The following is a 24,216-nucleotide window of genomic DNA, read 5'->3' on the forward strand; positions in this document are numbered from 1 at the left end:
GCCGGCCTAGTGACTGGATTCCTGTCTCGAGGTTAGGCAGCCGCAGCGGGCTAAAGCAGCGCTGGGCGGCTAAGAATCGCTGTACTGAGCGCATCGATGGGCTCACGGGCGGCAAGCGGGTTGTCAAGCAAAACGAAGTCGACGTCGCCGAGTTCTGGCAACTCGAAAGTGGCGGGCAACTGAGCAAGATCCGCCGGAATGAGAGACTGCGGAAACACGGCAATACCGATTCCCGCCCGCACGGCGGCGAGAGCTCCATTCACCTCTTTCACGTTGCACGTAATACGCCAGGTGCGGCCGTTAGCTTCGAGGGCGCGCATGGCATAGGCACGCCCCAGACTGGGTGCCTGATAGACAATCAGTGGAACTGGTGCACCAGCCTCAAGGGTCGTACTCTTGTGGCCCATCCACACCATTCGGTCGCGGCGCACTAGTCGCCCGCCTTCAATGCCTGTCCCTTGCTTCACAAAAATCAGGTCGAGTTGGCCAGCCTGAAGGCGACGGACCAGAGCGCCACTTTGGCTGACGGTGAGTTCGAGATTGATCTGTGGATAGAGCTGACGAAAATTGCGCAGGATGCCCGGCAACTCATTGAGCGCCAAGTCGTCGGCAGAACCGAAGCGCAAACGACCGCGCATCGCCGATCCCGTGAAGTACTTCACAGCCTGATCCTGTTCCGCCAAAATCGCGCGAGCAAAGCCAAGCATCGCTTCGCCGTTGTCAGTGAGATACACCGCGCGAGTATCGCGGACGACAAGATTACGGCCAGCGGCAGCCTCGAGTTTGCGGATGTGCTGGCTGATCGTCGGCTGGCTCAGAGTCAACGTTCGGGCAGCGTCGGTGAAGCTGAGCGTGTCGGCGACAGCGACAAACGATTTCAGCAGTACAGGATCAAACACCATTGCTCCATTACGAAACGTAATTGAATTTATAGGCTCGATTATGCACTGGAATGAGTGCCGAGACAATACGGTTGAATACGTGGCTATGACATCTGAGACCTCTCCGGCAACTGTGCCTATCTCGGCAGTCATGCAACGCCCACTCTGGCGCGACACCTTCAGTTCCCTTCGGCTGCACAACTACCGCCTCTATGTGATCGCCCAGTTCATCGCCTACACGGCTGCCTGGGTGCAACGCATCGCTGTTGATTGGCTCGTTCTTGAGCTCACGGGAAACGTTGCGCTCGTTGGTCTGACGATCGCGATCCAGTTCACTCCGACCATCGTTCTTGGGGCGTACGCCGGCGTCATCGCTGATCGTTTCGATAAGCGGGCGACACTCATGGTCGCGCAGTCGATCATCGGGCTGCTTAGTCTTTCTCTCGCCATCATCACAATCATGGGTGCGGCACAGCTCTGGCTCGTGTACTTGTTGGTGTTGTTCATGGGCATCATCCAAGTTTTCGATAACCCGGCGCGTGCCGTCTTCGTGAATGAGCTTGTTGGTCCTCGCCACTTGCGCAACGCCATCAGCCTGAACGCCTCAATCTTCCACTCCGGTGCCTTCTTGGGGCCGGCGCTCAGCGGGGTGCTCATTGTCGCGGCCGGATCCGGCTGGGCGATCGGCATTAACGCGGTCGCGGTGGTTATCGGCGTGGTGATCCTTGCATCGATGCGTAAGAACGAGCTGCTGATCGCGCCTCGCGCTCCAGAATCCAAGGGCCAAATTCGCGAAGCAATCCGGTACATTCGCAAAAAGCCCACCCTGTTCTGGACCATGGTGATGATTTTCGTCGTCGCCGTGTTCGGAATGCCAATGCCGACGCTGCTCGCCGCGATGGCGAACACTGTTTATGGCACCGGTGCCAGCGGTTATGGCCTCTACAACTCGCTCGCCGCGATTGGAGCTTTGCTCGGGGCGCTCGCGTCAGCCCGCCGGGCGAGCCTTCGGCTGAGAACGATCATCTTCGGGGCGGTGCTCTACGGAGCAATGATGATGCTCGCGGGAATCGTTCCGATCTACGGGCTATTTCTCGGTGTGCTCATCGGCATTGGTCTCAGCCGCCTGCTCCTCATGACGGCTGCCGAAACAATGGTTCAGCTGTCATCGAACCTGGTCATCCGTGGTCGCGTTATGGCCTTCTGGGTGATGGTAATTCTTGGCGGTCAAGCAGTCGGCGGTCCGCTCATGGGAACCATCGCCGAGCTCTTGGGCGCCAAAGTAGCGTTCGTCATTGCTGGGGGAGTGCCCGCTGTTGTCGCGATAGTGATCGCAATCGTTCTGGCGCGATCGGGTCAGCTTACGGTCACAGTGGCTCCGCGCCGAAAGGGCCGGTGGGTCGCGATAGTGCCCCGGCATCAGTCGCGTGCCATTACCGAGCCGATCACCATCGTCGATGCGGGTGCCGTACAGGTGCCCATTGCTCACAACAAGTTGCGCCGACTGCGTTCCTCGCTTTCGCGCTCAGCGACCAAGCGCCGTTCGGAGCAAGAGGATCGGTTAAACAGGTAGCCCAACACCTGCCCTGACAGCCATCGACCAGGCGCCGCGCAAGCGGAACGAAAGCGTTAGACCGCGTGGTTGTTCTTGCGCAGCATGGCTTCCACCTCGTCGACGGCCATGGTGGGCATTGTGTTGGCGCTAATCGGGTTCATAACATCGTCTCGGATGTCGTCGAGCAATGTAGTGAGCATTTCAACGGCGTCGTCGACAATTTCGGTGCTGCGCACTTCAGTCCCGTGGAGGAGCCACTTGGCTACCGAAAGCTCCGCATAGAAGGTGGCACGCTGCTTGAGTTGACGATCACCGGCACCACGGGCATCCGCGTAGGCACCAAACGCTGATTCGATGATGGCGTCATTGCGGGGGCCGAGGAGCCACTGGAGGTCTGTCGCGGGGTCGCCGACTTTGATGTCTTGCCAACCCAGCACACCCGTGACCGCGTTGTCTGCGGTCAAGAAGGAATCTGAGACGAGGGAACCGTTGACCACCGTTGGCTGAAACTGCCAGAGTTTGGAATCTTCAGTGGCTTCGCGCCAGCGCTCGAGTAGTCCAGCGGGAACGAGCTTTGTGGCCGCGGCACGGTCGATAATCGAAATGCACGACCGCAGACTTTCGCCGGCGGTCTGCACGGGGAGTCCGGCATCCGCGACAAAGCTTGTCGGCAGGCTGTGAATTGCTGCGATGGCGGTGCCGATTGAGGCAGAAAGCGAGCCCGCCCCTGTGGTGTACGAACGCATGGGCACTTTGCTGCCATAAACAAATTCGTAGACGATTCCGCGAGTTTGGCCAACCGGAACTTGGCCGGCATAGCTGGTGACGGCGAACGGCAGTCTGGTGCGAACACCGGCGCTGAGAGCGCGTAGCGCTACGAGGTCGGCGGACTGCACATTTTCTGCTGAAGTGTTTCGGGGCACTCGAATAATCCAGTGCTTGCCGTCGCGCCCGGTAATGAGCGCGGAGTCGAAGTCGTTTCCGTTGCCGGTGCCGAACGGTGCGGCTGCGGCAACATCGAGTCCTTCGACAGCAGAGGTCGCCAGCGCGGCTAGAGTGAGATGTGATCTGGCCATAACACTCAGGGTAGGTTGCTCAGACGCGCATTTGCCGCACGCCACGCACTTGGGACGGGGTCGATACATGTCACAGGCTTTTCTTTCACGCCTGCCACTATCGCGATATGAAATTGATCGTGACCACCTTGCGAGAGAAGACCCTCGACTTCTCGACCGCTTGTGGCGCGATCCGGCTACGAGAGTTTTGCCGATATTTGACGGTTCCGCGCTGCTCGCGGCTGATGGTTCGCTTGCTCTGCTGCGTCCGGATGCAATTGATCGCGGCCATACTGTCGTCTACTTGGGACGGTCGATGTCGACCACGAGCCCTGAGCCCGTTGGCACCCCGATCGTGACCGTCGAGCTTCAGGACGCCGGGCATTTCGCCGAAGCAAACTGGGGCAATTTACGTTCCATCGCTACCCAATTGAGCGACCGGGATGCCGGACTCTTTACCGAAGCTCTGGCGATTTTGAACTGGCATTCTTCGCACCTCTTTTCTCCGCGAACCGGAGAGCCGACTGTCGTAGAAAAGGCCGGATGGGTGCGCCGTGATGTCGCGTCAAAGCTCGAAGTTTTTCCGCGAACCGACCCCGCCATCATCGTCGGCGTCACGGATCAGAACGACAGGCTCCTATTGGGTTCCAACGCCCTCTGGGAGTCGAACCGTTACTCCCTCCTCGCCGGATTCGTCGAGCCTGGAGAGTCACTGGAGTCGGCCGTTCAGCGCGAAATCCTTGAAGAATCGGGAGTGCCGGTAGTCGACCCGGTCTATTTGGGCAGCCAGCCGTGGCCATTCCCGGCATCACTCATGCTCGGATTCACAGCCTCAGTCGCTCCAGGATTCACTGGGCTAGGAACCCCAGACGGAACCGAAATCCTCGACCTGCGTTGGTTCAGCCGGGACGAACTCGCTGCGTCGTTAACTCAGATCCGCCTGCCGGGTCATTCGTCTATTGCTCGCGCCATCATCGAGCACTGGTACGGCCAGCCGATTGACGAGCAACCGTGACTCTAGAAGCAAACGAACTACTCGACGCGCTCGATGAGGGCCAGCGGCAGGCTGCCGAAGCCCTCCTAGGGCCGGTCTGTCTTCTCGCCGGCGCCGGAACGGGAAAGACTCGAGCGATCACTCACCGCATCGCTTATGGGGTTGCCACCGGTGTCTATCCTCCCGGTCGAGTTATGGCGCTCACCTTCACGAACCGCGCCGCCGGTGAACTGCGGGGCCGCCTTCGCAGCCTGGGCGCGGAAGGCGTTTCCGCTCGAACATTTCACGCCTCAGCACTCTCTCAACTCAACGCGTTTTGGCCGCAAACTATCGGCGGAACCATGCCGAGACTGCTTGAGGGCAAGGCGCGGATGATCGCGCATGCCGCCGACTCTCTAAAAATCAAGCTCGACACCGCCACTCTTCGCGATGTTGCGGCGGAGATTGAATGGCGCAAGACCTCCCGCATGTCGATCGAGCAGTATGGAAACGCTGAACGAACAATGCCGGCAGCGCTCACCGTTGACCGTATGGTCGCGTTGCAGGCAGCGTATGAGTCCACTAAGGATGCCCGCCGCCAGATTGACTTTGAAGATGTACTTCTTGCCGCGGCCGGAATGATCGAAGCGGAACCCCGTATCGCGCAGCAAGTGCGTGAGCAATACCGCTTTTTTGTCGTTGATGAGTATCAGGACGTTTCGCCACTTCAGCATGAGCTGCTGCGATTGTGGGTGGGAGACCGTGATGATCTCTGTGTGGTTGGCGACGTCAGCCAGACTATTTACTCCTTTGCGGGAGCAAGCCCTGACTTCCTGCTGCGTTTCGCCTCGCAGCATGACAACGCAATCGTGTTGCGACTCGAATGCAACTACCGGTCAACTCCCGAGATCGTGCACACGGCGAACAAACTGATGGCGAATCAGCCGGGGGCGCTAACCCTGCAGTCGGCGACGAAAGAACACTCCGCGATCCCTGCAGTTACCGCCTACGACGATGATCAAGCTGAGGCGACTGCCATTGCGGAGACCATTGCGGGGCAGATTGCGGGCGGAACCAGCCCTGAAGAGATTGCGGTGCTCTACCGCATCAACGCTCAGTCGCAACCAATCGAGGCTGCGCTAGCTGCAGCTGGGGTGCCATTCCTTGTTCGCGGAGCAACCCGCTTCTTTGACCAGCGCGAGGTCAAAGAAGCGATCATGTTGTTGCGCGGAGCCTCCATTACGACAGCAACAGAGCCACTCTTCAAGTCAGTCAGCGATGTTTTGAGATCCATCGGATGGTCGCAAGAACCTCCTCAGAGTGCTGGTGCTGTTCGAGACCGGTGGGAATCTCTCAACGTGATCATGCGGCTAGCCGAGGATGCACCAGAAGAGATGACTCTTCGCGAATTTGTGGCCGACCTTGTTGACCGTCAGAGCAGCAACAATGAACCATTGCGTTCCGCAGTAAACCTCGCCACCCTGCACTCGGCAAAAGGCTTGGAATGGGATTGCGTGCACATTGTCGGGCTCAACGAGGGCCTGCTACCGATTAGCTATGCCCGCACCCCCGAAGCGATCGACGAAGAGCGACGGTTGCTCTACGTCGGAATTACTCGTGCACGCCGATCACTCGGGATGTCATGGTCAGCTAGCGCACAAACAGGTCGGGTTGGGCGTCGTGCCCCCAGTCGCTTTCTGGACGATGTGCGCGATCGTTCACAACCCTAGCCATGGCGCCAATTTGCTGGCATCCGCACTCGGGGTGACGGAACCGCAAGCTTTCATCACGCCGCCCCGTTGAGTGATCGATGCGCACCGATGATGTCGCGTCGGCCGGCGTCTGATCAAAGACGGTGTAGCCGACGCGACCCAAACGATGAAGCGCCATCCGGCACGCTTCTGCCGCAGCTTCCGCAATGAGCACCGGCGTTTCTGCGTGGGAAGACCGCCCCATCAGCTGAGTGGCGATAGCGGGCCAAGCCGCATCAGCATCGCGACGGTGAAGCTCGACGCAGAGGAGGCATCCGGTGATTCCGGGAGTAACTACTGGGCCGATCTCGGCGCCAGAGTCTGAAATCACCACGGGGATGTGAGGTATATCCCGTCGCAACCAGTGCGAATGCACCGAGGGGGCGATTACGTAGTGGCCAACCATAATCGCGAGATCAGGATCGGGGTCGACCAACTCATCCGCGTGCTCAGCGACACGAACGTTCACTCCGCTAGCGGCGAGAACACGGGCAATCGATTCGGCCAATGAACCAACACCGAGTACAGCAACGTTGGCGCTTGGTGACTGAGGCGGTGTCGCGACGAGCACGCCAGAGAGGGCGTCGAGCAGATCGTCGCAATCAGCAGGATGTGATTTGGAGAGCATGCCGAGACCGCTACGACTGATGCCAGCCACGAGAGCGGAGAGAATCTTTTCTTGCGCGTCGGTGACATGGGCCAGTACGACGGCGGGAGGGTCAATGCCGATTTGGGCGCTCGTGGGGGAGCGCCACACCAGTGGTAGTCGGGGGTCTACTCGCAGGATCATGTGCCCATTGTGCACACTGTACGAGCGGTCAGTGCGAAGATTCCACAGCGCAACGAGAGTTCCCGATGTCGGCGCTACCCGGCTCGTGAATTAGGAGTTGTCGCCCTCGTGGGGGCGGTCTCCGGATTCGTCGTTAAGAAGCGCGTCGATGGCCTGATCGATGTCGTCTGGCGTGCTGCCACCGTCACGGAGTCGAGCAACAAGGGCAGCGGGGTCGTCAATATCTGCGGCTGTCGGCATCACGTCGGGGTGTGACCAGAGCGAATCGCGCATCTCTGCACCAAGTTCGTCGCTGACGTGTTGCCACATCGCGGCTGCTTCACGCAACCGGCGTGGTCGAAGCTCGAGGCCGACGAGAGTAGCGAAGGCGGATTCTGCAGGTCCCCCGGATGCTCGGCGTCGACGCACGGTCTCGGCGATCGCACCGCGGGCAGGCAAGCGCGTGGTCGCTGCTGCGGTAACGACATCCACCCATCCTTCGACAAGTGCAAGCACCGTCTCTAGCCGTTCAAGTGCTTCGCGCTGCTCTTCGCTCTTCGGTGGAATCAGCGAACCGTTAGTCATAGCGTCGCGCAGCTCTTCAGGATTATTCGGGTCGAAACCGCTCGCAAGCTCAGCAATCGCATTCGAATCAATGTGGATGTCGTGGGCGTACGCCGTGATCGACGTGAGCAATTGCAGTCGAAGCCACCGTGCGTGCCGAAACAGCCTGGCGTGAGCAAGCTCTCGCACTGCCAGATACAGGTGCACCTCTTCATCGGGAATGTCGAGGCCATTACCGAAAGCGAAGACGCTTTGCGGGATAAGAGCTGCTTGCTGTTCATCGAGCAACGGGATGCCAATGTCGCCACCAGAAACGACTTCGCTCGAGAGCTGGCCGACGACCTGGCCAAGTTGCATAGCAAACAGAGTGCCGCCGATGTCGCGCATCACCTTGCTTGCGCCGGAAAGCATTTCGTTCATCTCTTCTGGCGCGTTCTGCTTGAGAACATCGGTGAGGGAATTGGCGATTGAGTTTGCCACCGGCTCGGCAAGCTGGGTCCAAATCGGCATCGTGATTGATACCCATTCGCTGCGGCTCAAAAGCTTAGGTTCTACCGTGAGTTCGGAGATATCTGTGACCTCATTGAGCCAGAGCGATGCAACGTGGAGCGCCTGCTCGAGCTTGGAACGCTCGGCGGGAAGGGAAACCACGGTGCTCTGAGAAGCAAGGTTCTTGGCTTGCTCTAGGGCGATGTCCCAATTGATCCCATCGCCGCTCTTGCCTAAGGCATTCTGCAGTTGACTGAGCAATTGTTGGATCATGGCGGGGTCGTTCGGGAGCCCCGCGGCGGCAGCAAGTTTCGCCGGATCGATTTCACCATCACCGGAGAGGAACTCGCGCATCATGTCGCGGAACTCGTCTTCGGAATTGTTGTCAGCATCGTCAGCCATGTTTTAACGCTACTCGCTCGATGCCGTGCGCGGCTGAATTTTGACCTAGGCTAGTAACTCTTACCGTGCGCCTGTGGCGAACACCGCTTCCACCCCGTAAGGACCTAGGTGGCCCTGTTTACTGATAATCGTCCCGAACCGTCATCGCGCCGCGCCCGAAGTGGCTGGCTAGGATGGCTGATTCTCAGTGTTGCGCTCATCGGCACGCTGCTAGCAACACTCGTTCCATCGCCGTACATCATCGAGCAACCCGGCCCCGTCTACGACACCTTGGGTGACGTAGAAATCGAGGGCGCGCAGGTGCCGCTTATCCAGATCCCGGTCGAGACGACGTATCCCACTAAGGGCGCGCTCGACATGCTCACCGTGAACGTGCGGGGAAACCCGGATTCACCACTCAGCTGGTTCGAGGTTGGCGCAGCTTTCTTCGATCGCAGTCGCGCCATTGTGCCCGTCGAAGCTGTCTATCCGGTCGGCGTGACCATCGAAGAGTCGACCGAAGCTGGCCGCATCCAGATGGAAAGCTCGCAGCAGGAAGCGATCGCTGCCGCCCTCTCTGAACGCGGTTACGAATTCGATGCAACGCTCACGGTTGCTGAGACGAGCGCAGGTGGACCATCGGATGGCGTGCTGCAGGCTGGCGACATCATCCGGTCAGTAAACGACGAGACTTTCGCTGACGTCACCGGCCTTCGCGATGAGATTGCCGCGAATGGCACGACGAAGCCAGCCACGGTGGTCTTTGAACGTGATGGCGAAGAGCAGACGGCAGAAATCATCCCGACCCTCACTGAGGGTGACGATCCGATTGCAGTAATTGGGGTAATTGTCGGTAGTGCCTATAACTTCCCCGTTGATGTCAAAATTCAGTTGGAAAACGTTGGCGGTCCGAGTGCGGGAATGATGTTTGCGCTCGGGATCATTGACAAGCTGACCCCCGGTGCAATCAACGGCGGCGAAGAAATCGCGGGCACCGGAACAATCACCGCAAGCGGCGATGTGGGCCCCATCGGTGGAATCCAACAAAAGATGTATGGAGCCCGTGGAGCAGGAGCGAGCTTCTTCTTCGCGCCCATCGAAAACTGCGATGAGGTTGTGGGAAACATCCCCAAGGGCCTCACCGTTTATGCAATCGACGATCTCAACGATGCCCTCGTTGCGCTTGCCAGCATTCGTGCTGGGCTAAGCGGAGCCGGGCTACCGTCGTGCGATGCAAGCTGAGCGCAACTGAATGATCGTTGCCCTGAGCTTTGCCGTGAGTCACGCTGAGAGCGATCATCTGCCCTACGCCCATGAAAGACCTTTAAGATACCTCTAGGCCCCCAATTTCAGGAGCGAAGTACTGTGTCGAGCCAAACCCAATCAGCCCCACCGAGCAAGACGAGGTCTGCGTTTACGATTACGGCGATAATTCTCGCCGTTATTGTTGTTGCTTTCTTCTTGTTCTCCAATCTCTATGCGGACGTTCTCTGGTTTGACCAGGCTGGGTATCTTGAGGTGCTCACCACCCAGTGGATCGCCAACGCCGTAATGTTCGTCATCGGATTTGTGGCGATGGCAGTTCCGGTGGGTATCAGCCTGCTCGTTGCCTTCCGCGCCCGCCCGATCTACGCGAAGCTCAATGCGCAACTCGAGGGCTACCAGCAGGTTGTTGAGCCGCTGCGCAAGCTCGCCATGGTCGGCATCCCCGTGCTCTTGGGAATCTTCGGTGGCGTCTCGGCAGCCGGTAGCTGGCCGGTGGCTCTTCAGTGGTTGAACCGCACGTCATTCGGCGAGGTCGATCCCCAGTTCAACCTTGATATCGGGTTCTACTTCTACGAACTGCCGATGTATCACGGCATCGTTGGCTTCGCTTCAGCAGTGCTGCTGGTTTCCTTCGTCGGAGCACTTGCTACGAGCTACCTCTACGGTGCTCTCAGCGTGCATGGTCGTGAGGTTCGCATCTCGCGTTCGGCACGCATCCAGTTGGCTATTACTGCAGGCCTCTTCTTCGCCCTTCAGGCCGTCAGCATCTGGCTTGACCAGTACACGACGCTGTACTCGGCGAGCCAAGGCTTCCTGCAAACCGGTGCAAGCTACACCGAAGCGAATGCCACCATCCCCGGTCGCGCGATTCTCGCCGGCATCGCGGCAATCGTCGCGATTCTCTTCATTGTTACGGCCATCATCGGCCGCTGGCGACTGCCCATGATCGGTACAGCACTCTTGCTGATCAGCGGTCTCGTCGTCGGAAACCTTTACCCGTGGGTCGTTCAGCGCTTCCAGGTAGATCCCAACGCGCGCACCTACGAGGCCGAATATATCGATCGAAGTATTCAGGCAACTCGAGACGCGTACGGTGTCGCTGATGTCGAAGAGATTCCTTATAGCGCCACTACCGATGCTGAACCAGGGGCGTTGCGTGAAGACGCAACGACCACGGCGAATATTAGAATTCTTGACCCTGCTATCGCGCCGCAGGCCTTTGCCCAGCTCGAGCAGTTCAAGCAGTATTACCAGTTCGACAGCCACCTCGATGTCGACCGCTACGAAATTGATGGCGAAACTCAAGACACCGTTATTGCGGTCCGCGAGCTCAACCAGTCTGGACTTGGCGATTCGCAATCGTGGTACAACAATGCTGTCGTCTACACCCACGGCTATGGCGTCGTTGCGGCTTTCGGTAACCAGCGTGCCGCTGACGGCCAGCCCGTCTTCCTGCAGTCTGGCATCCCCAGCACCGGTGCACTAGGCGACTTCGAATCTCGTGTCTACTTCGGTGAGAAGTCTCCGGAGTACTCGATCGTTGGTGCGCCTGAAGGCTCAGACGACATTGAGCTCGACTACCCGTCCGGTGGCGAAGATAGCAACCAGAATGCGACTACCACGTTCCAGGGTGACGGCGGACCGGTACTAGACAACATCTTCAAGAAGCTTGTCTATGCGATCAAGTTCCAGTCGGAGCAGATCTTCCTTTCGTCAGCTGTTACTGAGAAGTCGCAGATTCTGTATGACCGTGAACCTCTCGACCGCGTCAAGAAGGTTGCCCCGTACCTCACCGTCGATAGAGACGTGTACCCGGCCATTGTGGACGGTCGCATTGTATGGATCGTCGACGGCTACACGACGGGCGCAAACTACCCTTACTCACAGGTCGAGCAACTGTCTAGCGCGATTGCCGACACCAACACACCGGCACCACAGTTTGCGCTCGATGACATCAACTACATCCGCAACTCGGTCAAGGCGACTGTTGACGCCTATGACGGCTCGGTGAAGTTGTATGCCTGGGATGACGCTGATCCTGTTCTGAAGACGTGGAACAAGATCTTCCCGAACACTTTGCTTCCGCAGAGCGACATGAGCGTTGAACTGTTGGATCACGTGCGCTACCCCTCTGACCTGTTCAAGGCGCAGCGCGAGATTCTGGGTTCCTTCCACGTGACGGATGCCGGCTCGTTCTACTCGAGTGATGACCAGTGGGTCAGCCCTGAAGACCCGGTTTCGACAACTGGTTCGCTTCAGCCGCCCTACTACCTGACAATGCAGGTACCGGGAACGGAAGACCCCGCATTCACGCTCTACTCGACGTTCATTCCTAAGGGAAGCGCGGACGCAACACGAAGCGTTCTCACCGGTTACCTCACGGCGAACTCGGATGCTGGGCCCGACTACGGCAAGTTGACCCTGCTGAACCTGCCGAAGAAGGACACCATCCCGGGTCCAGGTCAGGTGCAGAACAGCTTCAACACTGACACCATTGTTGCCAACCAGTTGGCTCTGCTCCAGCGCGGTGAGACTGAGGTTAAGCTCGGTAACTTGCTGACGCTGCCGGTTGGTGGGGGACTGCTCTACGTGCAGCCCGTCTACGTGCAGTCAACGAGCGGAACGCAGTACCCGCTACTGCGCAAGGTTCTCGTGTCATTCGGTGATGAGATTGCCTTCGAGGACACTCTCGATCAGGCGCTCGACACCTTGTTCGGTGGAGACTCTGGTGCTGAAGCTGGCGATGGTGAGGTTCCGGTAGATCCTGAAGTTCCCGTTGACCCCGATGCCTCTGTTGATCCGGATGCGCCTGTCGACCCAGTAACGCCGGGTGACAACCCCGTGCTCGACAAGGCACTTGCTGACTACAAGGCAGCACTTGCTGACCGCAACGCCGCCTACGCCGCTAACGACCTCGTTGCCGCAGCGGAAGCTGACAAGGAAATGGTCGCCGCAATCGAGCGGGCAATCGCCGCAATCCAGTAGCCGATTCTGACTCAGCGGGCCGCAGCACACTGCGAGCCCGCTGAGTTCGGTTTTGGCACCGTTCACCCTGTGTTAGTCTTTAAGCACGCCGCGGGGTGGAGCAGTTCGGTAGCTCGCTGGGCTCATAACCCAGAGGTCGCAGGTTCAAATCCTGTCCCCGCAACCACGTAAAAAGTCCCGGTCTCGAAAGAGACCGGGACTTTTGCGTTAAGCGACGCAAGTGACATGAGCGAGATCGGTGCCTGGGCGACTTACGTGTTCTCGGGATCCTTCGTCTGGCGCGGCGTCTTAGTCGGAACCGGTTGCGTCTCACGGTCGGCGTCAGGAACAGGTTCGAGGAAATCGAAAAGGTTCGGCAGTCTGCGATCGCGGAATGCACTGGATGCGGCGAGTCCGATGAGCACACCGAGGGCGATGGCGATCATGGTGCCGAGCATCGTGATCAAGGTGCTGCTGCCATCGTTTCCGCCCAGTACCTCGGTGACTCCGACGAGTCCGAGCCCGCCAGGCACGAGCAACCAGAATGCCGGAAGGAAGCTAACAATCGCGGGAGGGCCGGTGCGGTGTCTGGCCACGAGTACGGCAACCGGAGTCATGGCGATCGCGCCGATGAGCGCGGAAAGCACTCCGCCGAAGAGCACGTCACCGATCACCTGCGCGCCGTAGGCAACGTAGAGCACGAGCAGGATCCACGGAATCGATGTTGGTCGGGCGCACTGGTAGATGGTGATCCCGACGCCGAACACGGCAACAGCAACCCAGGGTGCGATGGGGCCCAGCGGTTCGCTGGTGGCGGTGAGCTCGAGTGCGGGAACGCCGACGAGGGCTGCGGCGGAGACGATCCCTACGGCGAGCAGCAACAGTCGCATTGCTCCCGCAGCTGCGCGTGCGGACCCCGACATTATGTGCCCGGTGGCAAGCTCGATGACGGCGGTGGTCAGTAGACCTCCGGGGAGCAAGATGACGACCGGAGCCACCAGAGAAGGCAGGACTCCAGGATCATCTGCGGCACGGGCAGCCAGCAGCACGATCAGTGACGATCCGAGGGCCGCGCCGACGATCACGAGGGCGTTGAAGCTTGCCGGTAGATGTTCGCTGAGTAAGAGTAGTGTGCCGACGCCGGCGCCTAAGAGTGCCGCGATGAGGACTCCGAGCCAGGATGAGCCAAGGAGCACGGAGATTGCGCCGGTGGTGAGGGCATAGGCGAGCACGCGTTGGGCGCTGGTGAATGGCGGTGCGAGCTCCCGCATTTTCGTCAGCTGCCGCGTGACCCACGCGCTCGAACCGGAACGAACCCGACCCACTTTCACTACGCGATCAATTACGTCTACCTGGTGGAGGAGGTAGGACTGCCCGCCGGCCGATACTGCTCGCGTAAGAGTGGCGCCGTTGTCATCAAGCGATACAAACAGCGCTGTCGGGAAGACAACGACTTCCGCTGAGGAGTACCCGTTCGCGGTTGCAACATCGTGCAAGGCGGTCCGCACCATACTCACGGGGTAGCCGCTATCGATCATGACTTCGCCGACATCCGCCAGTGAATCGAGCACGATGGTCGCAGGCTGTGCCCGGGTGAGTGACGAGGTCGCGGTGGTGGCTGCAGCGGCGCTGGAACGTCGACGAAGCACAAGCCACAGTACGAGGATGCTGCCGGCGAGCACAGCGACTGCAATGAGCAGTGACGTGAGCGACACGTTTGTGGTCGCGATACTGGGCGGAATCGACGGGAGGGGGATGACTTCGTCCGCTTCGTCAACGGCGGGCGTCTCGGTAGGCGTTGGGCTATCGGTCGGGGTCGGCGCCTGAGTGTCTGTCGGTGTCGGAGTCGGAGTCTGCGTTGAAACCGGAGGAAGAGTGGTCGTTGGTGCGCCCGTAGGGACAGGGGCGGGGGTTGGGGTTGTCTCTCCGGGAACGGGGGCGACGGGATCGGTCGGATCATCGATTGCCGTTACCGGTGTGGTCATCGGCGTCGCATATCCTGCGGCGTGAGTAGGCCAATGGGCACTCCCCGCTGCAGCCGCTAACACGGGGACGGTAGCTGAAGCGGGAACAGCAAGGGAGGGAACGCTTCCGGCGCAGGCAACCACGAGAAGTACGACAATGCTGAGGCGGCGCAGAGAGTCTCCCATAGGCAGTCGACATCCTCCTCTAGCGAACCAGCTTCTATGAAACGTACGCGCAATCGGTCGAGACAGCCAAGAATTGCCAACGAATTGACGAAGTGTGCCCCGCCCCTGCACGATCGTCAACGTGACTCACGGTTAACTGCTGCTCGGGGTTAAAGTGGTGCCCACTCCGGGGCTCGGGATTCGTGCGCAGCTATGTAAAACCGGCCGGGACCACCATGCCTGAGTAATGTTCTGGAGATTGCGTTGCTAAGGAAAGGGAAGACCAATGATCAGCTCGCTTGACAATGTTGAAGCCATTACCGTGTTCTCCGATAACATTCCGGCATCTCGGGAGTTTTACACGACAGTGTTTGGGGCGCCCATCCTCTTCGAAGACGAAGTCTCGGTCGCACTGCGCATCGGTGCCATCGTGATCAACGTGTTGGCGCGAACAGAAGCCCCAGCGCTCGTAACACCAGAACCGATCGCGAAATCGGGGGCCGCGGCATCCGTGATGTTGACGGTGAATGTGGCCGATGTAGATGCCGTGTGTGCTGCTCTGGGCGAGCGGGGCGTTGACCTCGTCAACGGCCCCATTGATCGACCGTGGGGCCGCCGCACTGCGGTGTTTCTTGACCCGTCAGGGCTTCCTTGGGAAATTGCGCAAGAGCTCGGCTAGTTCACGCGCGAGTTTCAGACGCCTCGTAGATCTAGGCGAGGGGCGTTGTTGCAGCCGAACGTTCGATCTTCAGAAGGATGAGCGCACCAACCACCAAAGCGGGGCCGAAAAGGCGTGCAAGTTGGCCGAGAGATTCAACCCCCGCGGTGAGAGCCCCGACGAACTGCTGGGTCATGGGGAAGTAGATCGACTGTATGGCGAGGTACAGGGCCGGAAGCAGAAAGTTAAACACAATGAAGCTGGCGAGCGTAAGGGCAGCTCCCGCCCAGAAGGCAACCTTGGGGCGAAGTAGTTGGTCGATCATCCTGGGCTCCTGTGTTTCGTGGGCGTAACAGTTTCAGACTAACCCGCTGCTAGTTCGCGGCGCAGCAAAAGTGAACAATCCTAATGAGGTGTCGCAGGGTTAGATTTAACGTATGACTCCGTTGCAGGCGCGCATCATCTACGACTTGAACACCCAACCCACGATCGACGCTGGTGAGCAGATCCGCATGCGCATCGACTTTCTCAAGGAATACCTGAAGGCATCACACGCCAAGGGTCTCGTGTTGGGGATCAGCGGCGGGCAGGATTCCTCGCTCGCCGGCCGACTGTGCCAACTCGCCGTTGCAGAGCTGCGCGCGGAGGGTGCCGAGGCACAGTTTGTGGCCGTCCGACTGCCGCACGGGGTGCAGCACGACGAGGACGATGCGCAACTGGCGCTCGACTTTATTGAAGCGGACCGCGAAGTGACGTTCAACATCCAGCGAGCCGTCGACGGCATCGCAGCCGAGTTTGCGGATGCCCTGGGGGAGCCAATAACGGACTTCAACAAGGGCAACGTGAAGGCTCGCGAGCGCATGGTGGCGCAATACGCCATCGCCGGGCAGCTCGGCTACCTTGTAGTCGGAACAGACCACGCGGCCGAAGCAGTCACGGGCTTCTTTACCAAGTTCGGCGACGGCGGTGCCGACCTCTTGCCTCTCACGGCGCTCACCAAACGTCAGGGCAAGCAGCTTCTCGTTGAGCTAGGGGCGCCAGAGCGCCTCTACGAAAAAGTTCCCACCGCTGACCTGCTCGACCACACGCCGGGCCAGGCCGACGAAGCCAACCTCGGCGTCACCTATGACCACATCGACGACTACCTCGAGGGCCGCGACGTGCCTGCCGACGTCGCCGTGGAGATCGAGACGAAGTACCTCAACACGCGCCACAAGCGCACCGTTCCCGTGTCAATGTACGACGAGTGGTGGACCGAATAGCGCGCTAGTCCGCCTGTGGAGAGCGCGATCAGCCTCGCGAGTCGCGCGTCACATCCACCATCCACGCGTAGTTGAAGGCACGTTCGCGCCACGCGTCGTAGCGACCGGAGACGCCGCCGTGGCCGGCCGCCATCTCGGTCTTGAGCAGAGCATCCGCCCCCACTTCGCGCAGTCGGGCAACCCATTTGGCTGGCTCGACGTAGAGCACGCGGGTGTCATTGAGCGACGTCACTGCAAGGATGCGCGGGTAGTGGGTGTCGTGCACGTTCTCGATGGGGGAGTACGACTTCATGTAGTAGTAAACCTCCTCATTGTGGAGGGGGTCACCCCACTCATCCCATTCGATGACCGTCAACGGCAGCGATGGATCGAGGATCGAGGTGAGGGGGTCAACGAAGGGGACGACCGCGAGGATACCCGAGAACAGTTGCGGTGCAAGGTTCGCGACGGCGCCCATGAGCAAGCCGCCGGCGCTTCCGCCCTCAGCGACGAGGCGGTCACTGGCGGTCACGTCGGTGTCGATGAGGTGATGGGCGCACGCCACGAAGTCGGTGAACGTGTTGCGCTTGTGGAGCTTTTTGCCGCCCTCGTACCACGTGCGACCCAGTTCGCCACCACCGCGCACGTGAGCGACAGCGAAGACTATGCCGCGGTCGAGCAAGCTGAGGCGGCCGACAGCGAAGCCGGGGTCGATGCTGATCTCATAGGACCCGTAACCGTAGAGCACGGTCGGTGCTGGGGTTCCTGGCACCACAAGGTCGTTGCGGTAGACGAGTGAAATCGGCACGCGAGTTCCGTCGGAGGCGGTGGCCCACTCTCGACGTTGGGTATACAGCGCGGGGTCAAAGCGGCCAAGCACCGGCTGCTGTTTGCGCATGACAAGCTCGTTGTCATCTACGAGGTAGTCGTACACGATCGTCGGTGTCACGAAGCTGCCATAGCTGAGGCGGATGCTCGGCTGGTTCCACTCGGGGTTTGAGCTGAGGCCAACGGTGAAGAGTTCGTCGTCGAACTTCAGCTCGTGGGGAATGTCTTCGTACCGTCCGCCATTCTTCGGAACGATTGCGATCGCCACACGAGTGAGGCCTTCACGACGGTACTCGATTGCCACGAAGTCCTTGAAGGCATCCACACCCTCGAGGCGCACTGCTTCGTTGTGGGGGAGGATCACGCGGCGCTCGCCGAGGGGATCCGCCGCCGCAACACTGACCAATTCGAAGTTAATTGCGTCCTTGTTGTGCACAATCAGCAGTCGATCTTGCGTGCCAACCACAACATGCTCGACGTCGTACTCAACGCCAACTTCGCGCGGCCAGACAATCTCGAACTCGCCGGTCGGGTCGCTCGTGTCGAGCAGTCGCGTCTCGCTCGTCAGGCGCGAGCCTGCCTCGATCGCCACATACTTGCCACTGCGTGAACGACCAACGCCCACCCAGAAACTTTCGTCAGGTTCATGAAAAACCTGCACCGCGGATGCCGCAGCAGTGCCCAGCTCGTAGCGCCAGACGGTATCGGGGCGCCACGCATCATCAACCGTCGTATAGAAGACATACTTGCCCGTGGCATCCCAAAGCGCGCCGCCCGCGGTGCCCGGAATCTCGTCAGGCAGGTCATTGGCTGCACTGAAGCGGATGACGGCGTCCGCGTCAGTGGCGCTGCTCGCGGTGCTTGCCGCAGCGGAGTCACCGAGTTGGCGCACGCGCAACGTGTAGCGCTCATCGCCCTCAGTGTCGACGCCGTAGAGCAGCAGCGTTCCGTCGTCGCTGAGCGAGAACGAGCCAAGGCTGAAGAAGTCGTGACCCTCAGCTTCGATGTTGTCGTCGAGGAGTATTTGCTCGCCCGGGAGCGTGGCGGGAACGCCAGCAGCATCCGCACCAGCAGCAGGCTCGGCAATCGTCGGGGGATTCCAGTCAGTGGCATCCGCGATCGGTGCGCGGCAGTGGATCGGGTACTGCTTGCCCTCTTCAGTGCGGCTGAAATACCACCACTGACCCCGGCGAACCGGAACGCTCAGATCGGTCTCCTGCGTGCGGGCCTTGATCTCCTCAAAGATCTGCTCTTGCAACACACTGAGGTGACTCGTGCGGGCCGATGTGAAGGCATTCTCGGCATGGAGATGCGCGAGGGTCTCGGGGCTCTCTTTGTCGCGCATCCACTCGTAATTGTCGACGTAGTGGTCGCCATGCTGGATGCGTTCGGTAGGAACCTTTGCGGCTTCAGGTGGGGTGAGCATGCCTTCAGCGTATGCCCGATTTCTGAGTAGCGGGCACGACAGGAGACCGAATTGGTTACGAGTAACTGCTACTCGAGGAACCCGCGTAGCAGGAGAGCAGTCCCTGCTAGGTGTTCGCTCATTGCTTGTGCCGCGGCGTCAGGTCGCCCGGTCAGGATAGCGATAGCGATCTGCTCGTGCTGAGCGTTCGAGTGCGCGATGTTGGGGCCGAGCGAGGGAATGTTGTCGAGTAGTTCGTTCACCCTCATGCGCACGTCTGCGATGAGCGGTGTTAGCGAGGCAGATCCGGCAAGTTCGCCAATCATAAGGTGGAAGCGCGAATCAAGGCGGCGATATTCCTCATCGGTGGCGGCATTCGCCTCAGCAAGACTCAGCCACAGCAGTTCGCGCTCGCTCTGGGTGAGGGCACGACCCGCTGCGTGGCGCGCCCCTCCGACTTCAAGAATTTCTCGCAGGGTCAGCGTGTCTTCGATAGCTTCCGGGGATAGGTCGCGTGCCGGTTCGAGCGCATCGTCGTGAGCTGTTCCCGGAATATGTGTCGGCAGAACATCGCTGACGAACGTTCCCCCGTAGCGACCGCGTCGAGACACCAAATAGCCAGCGTCGCTGAGCGAGGCGATAGCGTCACGCACGGTGTCTCTGCTGACCGAGAGCATCGTGGCGAGTTCCCGTTCGGCGGGCAACCGTTCGCCGGGAGCGACGAGCCCGAGACGAACCGTCTGGAGGAGGCGCTGAACGGTCTCCTCGAACGAGTTGCCCCCGCGCACAGGGCGCAGCAGCAACTCGCCGTGGAGACCGGTCGGCTCATCCATTACAGAGGCGTCGTGTAGGCAGAGCTGATGCCACCATCGACGATGAACGTCGACGCGGTGATGAACGATGAGTCATCGCTAGCAAGGAACGCAACCGCGGCAGCAAGTTCTTCTGCCTCAGCGAAGCGGCCCATGGGGATGTGGACGAGACGGCGAGCGGCCCGTTCAGGGTCCTTGGCAAAAAGCTCCTGGAGGAGGGGAGTGCTCGTGGGGCCGGGGCAGAGTGCATTGACTCGAATTCCCTCCCGGGCAAACTGCACGCCCAACTCACGGCTCATCGCTAGCACGCCACCCTTAGACGCCGTGTAGGAAATCTGGCTGGTCGCTGATCCCATGATAGCGACGAAGGATGCCGTGTTGATGATCGAGCCCTTGCCCTGCTTGACCATGTGGCGGAGGGCTGCACGGCAGCAGAGGTAAACCGACTTGAGGTTGACGTCTTGAACTTTCTCCCACGCCGGCAACTCCGTAGTGACGATCGAGTCGTCTTCCGGCGGTGAAATGCCGGCGTTGTTGAAAGCGATGTCGACTGACCCGTACGTGCTGGCGGTGGTATCGAAGAGCGCATTCACCTGTTCCTCGTTGGTTACGTTGACCTTGATGAAGTGGCCACCAACAAGCTCAGTGGCCGCGAGACCTGTTGTCTCGTCCATGTCACCGATGATGACGGTTGCACCCTCGGCAGCGAATCGGCGCGCAGTGGCGAGACCGATTCCGCTCGCGCCGCCGGTGATGACGGCGACTTTGCCGGCGAGGCGCTGCGTGAGGTCGATAGGGGTGATGCTCATTCGGTGCTCCTTGAGTGGGAAGGGGTGAATTTGTCAGTCGACGGCGATGAAAACATTTTTGGTTTCGGTGAAGTTCAGTGGTGCATCGGGACCGAGTTCGCGGCCGAGGCCGGATTGCTTGAAGCCGCCAAACGGCGTCGAGTACCGCACCGACGAGTGCGAGTTAACCGACAGGTTGCCGGCTTCGACGCCGCGAGAAACCCGGATGGCCCGGCTGACATCCCTCGTCCAGATAGAACCAGAGAGCCCATATTCAGAATCGTTGGCTAATTGGAGTGCGTCGGACTCGTCGTCGAACGGCAGCACCGTGACGACGGGCCCGAAGATCTCGTCGGTGACACAGCGGTCCTGGCGCGATTCAGGGGTGAGCACGGTGGGCGCGAACCAGTAGCCCGGCCCGTCCGGGGCGTTTCCGCGGAACGCGACGGGCGCATCCGCGGGCACATACGACTGCACCGAAGCCAAGTGTTTGGCTGAAACCAGCGGACCCATCTCGGTCGCTTCGTCATTGGGGTCGCCAACGCGCACGCCGGCAACGGCAGGCTCAAGAAGTTCCATGAAACGGTCGTAAGCACTGCGTTCGACGAGGATGCGGCTGCGGGCGCAGCAATCCTGGCCAGCATTTTCGAAAACTCCGTAGGGTGCTGCAGCGGCTGCCTTCTCCAGGTCGGCATCCGCGAACACGATATTGGCGCTCTTTCCGCCGAGCTCGAGCGTGACCCGTTTCACTTGGTCCGCGCATCCGGCCATAATCTGTTTGCCCACAGCGGTCGACCCGGTGAAAACGATTTTGCGCACGGTGGGGTTGGTGACGAAGCGCTCGCCGACGACGGAACCCTTGCCGGGTAGAACCTGGAACAGTCCCTCGGGAAGGCCGGCTTCGAGAGCGAGTTCGCCCAGTCGGATGCTCGTGAGCGGAGTCCACTCAGCAGGCTTCAGCACCACAGCGTTGCCTGCCGCAAGGGCCGGCGCGAATCCCCATGCCGCGATCGTCATGGGAAAGTTCCACGGCGTAATAACACCAACGACGCCGAGAGGTTCGTGGAACGTCACGTTGAGGCCGCCAGCCACGGGAATCTGCTGGCCGAACATCCGCTCAGGGGCTGCAGCGTAATAGTTGAGAACGTCGCGCACATGGCCGGCTTCCCAGCGAGCCTGCGAGATCGGATGCCCGGAGTTGCTGACCTCCAGTGCAGCAAGATTTTCGAGGTCGCCGTCTACCGTCTGCGCGAAGCGGCGCAACATCAGCGCCTTGTCGGCGGGCGAGACGCGAGCCCACGCCTTCTGGGCGACGGCGGCACGGGCGATTGCCGCATCCGTCGCTTCGATATCGAGCAGATCGACTGTGCCGATCTCGGCCTCAGTCGCTGGGTTGATGACGGTGTAGGTGCTCACGCGAGAGCCTTTCGGTAGTGACGGGCCGCTTCGACGAGCCCTTCGAACAGTCGGATGTCTTCTGGTGCTGCCTCGGGATGCCATTGAACGGCGACCGCGAAGGTTGCCGACGGCAGTTCGACAGCTTCAATCACGTCGTCGCTCGTGCGTGCCGTGACGACGAGTCCGTCGGCGAGGCGATCGATTGCTTGGTGGTGATAGAGCGGAACAACAAGAGGCTCAGCTTGACCGCCGAGCACTTGGTCGATCTGCGAATTGGCTTCTATCTCGACGGGAAGATGGCTGAAGATGCCGCCACCCACCTGGTAATTTCCGTGGCCAACGACGTCAGGTAGGTGCTGGTGCAGGGTGCCACCGAGGGCGACGTTGAGCACTTGAGCACCACGGCAGATGCCAAGGAACGGCAGGTCGGCATCGAGCGCTTGGCGAACGAGTTCGTCTTCCCACGCGTCGCGGTCGAGTCGAGGTTCGTCGGTGGTCGGGTGCGGTTCTTGGCCATAGCGCGCTGGGTCGAAGTCTTTGCCCCCGGTGATGATGAGTCCGTCAAGCCCTTGAAGCACCCGACGGGCGATTTCTGGGCTCACGGGCTGTGGCGGAAGTAGCACCGCGATGCCGCCAGCGCGAGTGACCGCCTCGAAGTAGGCCTTCGGTAGAAACGCGGCGGGAACATCCCACACACCGGTCTGAGCTTGTTCGAGGTAGGTAGTCAGGCCGATAACGGGCCGATCAGAGACGCTCAAAGCCACGCACCTTTTCCCAATCGGTAACTGCCGAGTCGTAGGCCGCTAGCTCAACGGCGGCGTAGTTGAGGTAGTGGTCGACCACTTCATCGCCAAACGCTTCCCTGGCGAACGTCGAGGCCGCGAACAGTTCGGTGGCTTCCCGTAGCGAGGACGGCACTCGGGCTACGTCGCTCGTGTACGCATTACCTTCGTAGGCATCGTCGAGTTCGAGCTCATTGTCGATCCCATAGAGCCCTGCTGCGATGAGGGCGCTGACGGCCAAGTACTGGTTCACGTCGCCGCCGGGAACGCGGTTCTCTACTCGCATTCCGTGTCCCTGACCGACGACGCGAAGCGCACAAGTGCGGTTGTCGAGCCCCCAGGCCAGCGCGGTCGGCGCAAAGCTTCCCGGAACATAGCGCTTGTAGGAGTTGATGTTCGGGGCAGAGAAGAGGGTGAGTTCGCGCATGACCGCGAGTTGACCGGCGATGAAATGGCGGAACATTTTTGACATGCCATGTTCGGCATCCTTGTCGGCAAACACTGCGGTTCCGTCCGTTCCCCGCAGGCTGATGTGGATGTGGCAGCTATTGCCTTCCTTCTCGTTGTACTTCGCCATGAAGGTGAGGCTCTTGCCGTGGGCGTCGGCGATTTCTTTCGCGCCGTTCTTGTAGATCGAGTGGTTGTCGCAGGTGTCGAGTGCTGAGGCGTAGCGGAAGCCGATCTCTTGCTGGCCAGGATTGCACTCGCCTTTGACTCCTTCGCAGTACATTCCGGCGCCATCCATGCCGTTACGGATGTCCCGGAGCAGCGGTTCCATGCGCGTAGACGCCAATACGTTGTAGTCAATGTTGTAGTCGGTGGCAGCGGAGAGCTCCCGGTAGCCCTTCTTCCATGCGTCCCGATAGCTGTCATCGAAGACGATGAATTCGAGCTCTGTAGCGACGAAGGTGTCGAGGCCGCGCTCGGCGAGACGATCAAGCTGGGCTTTGAGAATCTGGCGGGGCGAGGGCGCGACGGGCGATTCGTCGTGCCACTGGAGGTCGGCGGTAACAAGCGCAGTGGCTACGAGCCAGGGAGCACGACGAAGGGTTGCCAGATCTGGAACCATGACCATGTCGCCGTAGCCGCGCGACCAGCTCGACATCGCGTAGCCCTCGACGGTGTTCATGTCGACGTCTACAGCGAGCAAGTAGTTGCAACACTCAGCACCGAGAGCGGCGGCATCCTCCAGAAAGAGTCGTGCCGACAGTCGCTTGCCCACGAGTCGCCCCTGCATGTCAGTGAATGCCACGAGGACTGTGTCGATCGCGCCGGACGCGACGTCTGCCGACAGTTCATCGAGCGTGAGGTTTCCGGAGTGGGCGGTCATAAACTTCTCCTCATTGAGCGAGTCAAATGGTGCACTTTCCAACCATTAGAACACAGATACCCGAGAGATGTGGTCACAATACTCGCGTCAAACCGGCAAAATTCTCGTGATTATGGGTAGTCAACAACCATTGATCGCCGTATAGTCATCGCAAGGATTCTCACAGAGTTGTGTGCCCGACCCGTCGTTGCACCCAA

19 protein-coding genes and 1 tRNA gene are annotated in these 24,216 nt (G+C 60.1%); 8 read left to right on the forward strand and 12 right to left on the reverse strand.

The annotated features are described in order from the left end of the window. Positions 1 to 50: 50 nt before the first annotated feature. Positions 51 to 899, reverse strand: a complete 849-nt coding sequence (locus AC061P_RS04130) for a LysR substrate-binding domain-containing protein (RefSeq protein ID WP_449648604.1) — start codon at positions 897 to 899, stop codon at positions 51 to 53. 88 nt (positions 900 to 987) lie between these two features. Here AC061P_RS04130 and AC061P_RS04135 point away from each other — a divergent pair, with 88 nt between their 5' ends. Continuing rightward, positions 988 to 2,454: an MFS transporter gene (locus tag AC061P_RS04135; RefSeq protein ID WP_480392156.1), complete on the forward strand. Its 1,467-nt coding sequence runs from the start codon at positions 988 to 990 to the stop codon at positions 2,452 to 2,454. Between the two features lie 56 nt (positions 2,455 to 2,510). Here the strand turns inward: AC061P_RS04135 and AC061P_RS04140 are convergent, their stop codons facing one another. After that, positions 2,511 to 3,512: a phosphotransferase gene (locus AC061P_RS04140; protein ID WP_480391907.1), complete on the reverse strand. Its 1,002-nt coding sequence runs from the start codon at positions 3,510 to 3,512 to the stop codon at positions 2,511 to 2,513. 67 nt (positions 3,513 to 3,579) lie between these two features. Here AC061P_RS04140 and nudC point away from each other — a divergent pair, with 67 nt between their 5' ends. Together nudC and AC061P_RS04150 are read left to right on the forward strand one after the other, a co-directional pair. Beyond that, complete coding sequence (nudC, locus tag AC061P_RS04145) at positions 3,580 to 4,506, forward strand: NAD(+) diphosphatase (protein WP_449648601.1); 927 nt, start codon at positions 3,580 to 3,582, stop codon at positions 4,504 to 4,506. Beyond that, positions 4,503 to 6,194 (forward strand): ATP-dependent helicase, encoded by a 1,692-nt coding sequence (locus AC061P_RS04150; protein ID WP_480391908.1) that lies wholly within the window; start codon positions 4,503 to 4,505, stop codon positions 6,192 to 6,194. The genes nudC and AC061P_RS04150 overlap by 4 nt, the downstream gene beginning before the upstream one ends. Here the strand turns inward: AC061P_RS04150 and AC061P_RS04155 are convergent. After that, positions 6,115 to 7,005 (reverse strand): hypothetical protein, encoded by an 891-nt coding sequence (locus AC061P_RS04155; protein WP_480391909.1) that lies wholly within the window; start codon positions 7,003 to 7,005, stop codon positions 6,115 to 6,117. The two genes, AC061P_RS04150 and AC061P_RS04155, sit on opposite strands and share 80 nt — an antisense overlap. Positions 7,006 to 7,095: 90 nt before the next feature. Beyond that, positions 7,096 to 8,439, reverse strand: a complete 1,344-nt coding sequence (locus AC061P_RS04160) for a zinc-dependent metalloprotease (protein WP_480391910.1) — start codon at positions 8,437 to 8,439, stop codon at positions 7,096 to 7,098. A 108-nt stretch (positions 8,440 to 8,547) separates the two neighbouring features. On the opposite strand from AC061P_RS04160, the gene AC061P_RS04165 reads away from it, so the two are divergent. The 3 genes from AC061P_RS04165 to AC061P_RS04175 all read left to right on the forward strand — a co-directional run bounded on the left by AC061P_RS04165 (position 8,548) and on the right by AC061P_RS04175 (position 12,835). Continuing rightward, complete coding sequence (locus AC061P_RS04165) at positions 8,548 to 9,660, forward strand: YlbL family protein (protein ID WP_480391911.1); 1,113 nt, start codon at positions 8,548 to 8,550, stop codon at positions 9,658 to 9,660. 123 nt (positions 9,661 to 9,783) lie between these two features. After that, complete coding sequence (locus tag AC061P_RS04170) at positions 9,784 to 12,669, forward strand: UPF0182 family membrane protein (protein WP_480391912.1); 2,886 nt, start codon at positions 9,784 to 9,786, stop codon at positions 12,667 to 12,669. Between the two features lie 89 nt (positions 12,670 to 12,758). Then, positions 12,759 to 12,835, forward strand: a tRNA-Met gene (locus AC061P_RS04175). A gap of 85 nt (positions 12,836 to 12,920) precedes the next feature. Here AC061P_RS04175 and AC061P_RS04180 read toward each other — a convergent pair. Next, positions 12,921 to 14,798 (reverse strand): threonine/serine exporter family protein, encoded by a 1,878-nt coding sequence (locus tag AC061P_RS04180; protein ID WP_480391913.1) that lies wholly within the window; start codon positions 14,796 to 14,798, stop codon positions 12,921 to 12,923. A 265-nt stretch (positions 14,799 to 15,063) separates the two neighbouring features. On the opposite strand from AC061P_RS04180, the gene AC061P_RS04185 reads away from it, so the two are divergent. Next, positions 15,064 to 15,456, forward strand: a complete 393-nt coding sequence (locus AC061P_RS04185; RefSeq protein WP_480391914.1) for a VOC family protein — start codon at positions 15,064 to 15,066, stop codon at positions 15,454 to 15,456. A gap of 31 nt (positions 15,457 to 15,487) precedes the next feature. Here AC061P_RS04185 and AC061P_RS04190 read toward each other — a convergent pair whose 3' ends face one another. Beyond that, positions 15,488 to 15,760 carry a hypothetical protein gene (locus AC061P_RS04190; RefSeq protein ID WP_480391915.1) on the reverse strand — a complete coding sequence of 91 codons (273 nt, stop codon included), beginning with the start codon at positions 15,758 to 15,760 and terminating at the stop codon, positions 15,488 to 15,490. A 112-nt stretch (positions 15,761 to 15,872) separates the two neighbouring features. On the opposite strand from AC061P_RS04190, the gene nadE reads away from it, so the two are divergent. Beyond that, positions 15,873 to 16,697, forward strand: coding sequence for an ammonia-dependent NAD(+) synthetase (gene nadE, locus AC061P_RS04195; protein WP_480391916.1), 825 nt, complete (start codon positions 15,873 to 15,875; stop codon positions 16,695 to 16,697). 28 nt (positions 16,698 to 16,725) lie between these two features. Here the strand turns inward: nadE and AC061P_RS04200 are convergent, their stop codons facing one another. The 6 genes from AC061P_RS04200 to AC061P_RS04225 form a co-directional block, all read right to left on the reverse strand. After that, entirely contained in the window at positions 16,726 to 18,930 is a 2,205-nt protein-coding gene (locus tag AC061P_RS04200; RefSeq protein WP_480391917.1) for a S9 family peptidase, read from the reverse strand. Between the two features lie 68 nt (positions 18,931 to 18,998). Next, positions 18,999 to 19,742, reverse strand: coding sequence for a FadR/GntR family transcriptional regulator (locus AC061P_RS04205; protein WP_449648590.1), 744 nt, complete (start codon positions 19,740 to 19,742; stop codon positions 18,999 to 19,001). After that, complete coding sequence (locus AC061P_RS04210) at positions 19,742 to 20,530, reverse strand: 3-oxoacyl-ACP reductase (protein WP_480391918.1); 789 nt, start codon at positions 20,528 to 20,530, stop codon at positions 19,742 to 19,744. The genes AC061P_RS04205 and AC061P_RS04210 overlap by 1 nt, the downstream gene beginning before the upstream one ends. A 33-nt stretch (positions 20,531 to 20,563) precedes the next feature. Then, positions 20,564 to 21,925 (reverse strand): aldehyde dehydrogenase family protein, encoded by a 1,362-nt coding sequence (locus AC061P_RS04215; protein ID WP_480391919.1) that lies wholly within the window; start codon positions 21,923 to 21,925, stop codon positions 20,564 to 20,566. After that, positions 21,922 to 22,671: a gamma-glutamyl-gamma-aminobutyrate hydrolase family protein gene (locus tag AC061P_RS04220; protein WP_449648587.1), complete on the reverse strand. Its 750-nt coding sequence runs from the start codon at positions 22,669 to 22,671 to the stop codon at positions 21,922 to 21,924. Before AC061P_RS04220 ends, AC061P_RS04215 begins: the two co-directional genes overlap by 4 nt. Further along, entirely contained in the window at positions 22,652 to 24,019 is a 1,368-nt protein-coding gene (locus AC061P_RS04225) for a glutamine synthetase family protein (protein ID WP_480391920.1), read from the reverse strand. Before AC061P_RS04225 ends, AC061P_RS04220 begins: the two co-directional genes overlap by 20 nt. Positions 24,020 to 24,216 lie beyond the last annotated feature (197 nt).

The sequence above is a fragment of the Rhodoglobus sp. G.S.4 genome (genome assembly GCF_056619605.1).

Excerpts from the sequence above, each read along its gene's own strand:
- nudC (WP_449648601.1), top strand. The coding sequence starts at position 3,580 with ATGTCACAGGCTTTTCTTTCACGCCTGCCACTATCGCGATATGAAATT.
- AC061P_RS04185 (WP_480391914.1), top strand. The coding sequence starts at position 15,064 with ATGATCAGCTCGCTTGACAATGTTGAAGCCATTACCGTGTTCTCCGAT.
- AC061P_RS04200 (WP_480391917.1), bottom strand. The coding sequence starts at position 18,930 with ATGCTCACCCCACCTGAAGCCGCAAAGGTTCCTACCGAACGCATCCAG.
- nadE (WP_480391916.1), top strand. The coding sequence starts at position 15,873 with ATGACTCCGTTGCAGGCGCGCATCATCTACGACTTGAACACCCAACCC.
- AC061P_RS04190 (WP_480391915.1), bottom strand. The coding sequence starts at position 15,760 with ATGATCGACCAACTACTTCGCCCCAAGGTTGCCTTCTGGGCGGGAGCT.
- AC061P_RS04160 (WP_480391910.1), bottom strand. The coding sequence starts at position 8,439 with ATGGCTGACGATGCTGACAACAATTCCGAAGACGAGTTCCGCGACATG.
- AC061P_RS04155 (WP_480391909.1), bottom strand. The coding sequence starts at position 7,005 with ATGATCCTGCGAGTAGACCCCCGACTACCACTGGTGTGGCGCTCCCCC.
- AC061P_RS04180 (WP_480391913.1), bottom strand. The coding sequence starts at position 14,798 with ATGGGAGACTCTCTGCGCCGCCTCAGCATTGTCGTACTTCTCGTGGTT.
- AC061P_RS04135 (WP_480392156.1), top strand. The coding sequence starts at position 988 with ATGACATCTGAGACCTCTCCGGCAACTGTGCCTATCTCGGCAGTCATG.
- AC061P_RS04210 (WP_480391918.1), bottom strand. The coding sequence starts at position 20,530 with ATGAGCATCACCCCTATCGACCTCACGCAGCGCCTCGCCGGCAAAGTC.
- AC061P_RS04140 (WP_480391907.1), bottom strand. The coding sequence starts at position 3,512 with ATGGCCAGATCACATCTCACTCTAGCCGCGCTGGCGACCTCTGCTGTC.
- AC061P_RS04205 (WP_449648590.1), bottom strand. The coding sequence starts at position 19,742 with ATGGATGAGCCGACCGGTCTCCACGGCGAGTTGCTGCTGCGCCCTGTG.
- AC061P_RS04225 (WP_480391920.1), bottom strand. The coding sequence starts at position 24,019 with ATGACCGCCCACTCCGGAAACCTCACGCTCGATGAACTGTCGGCAGAC.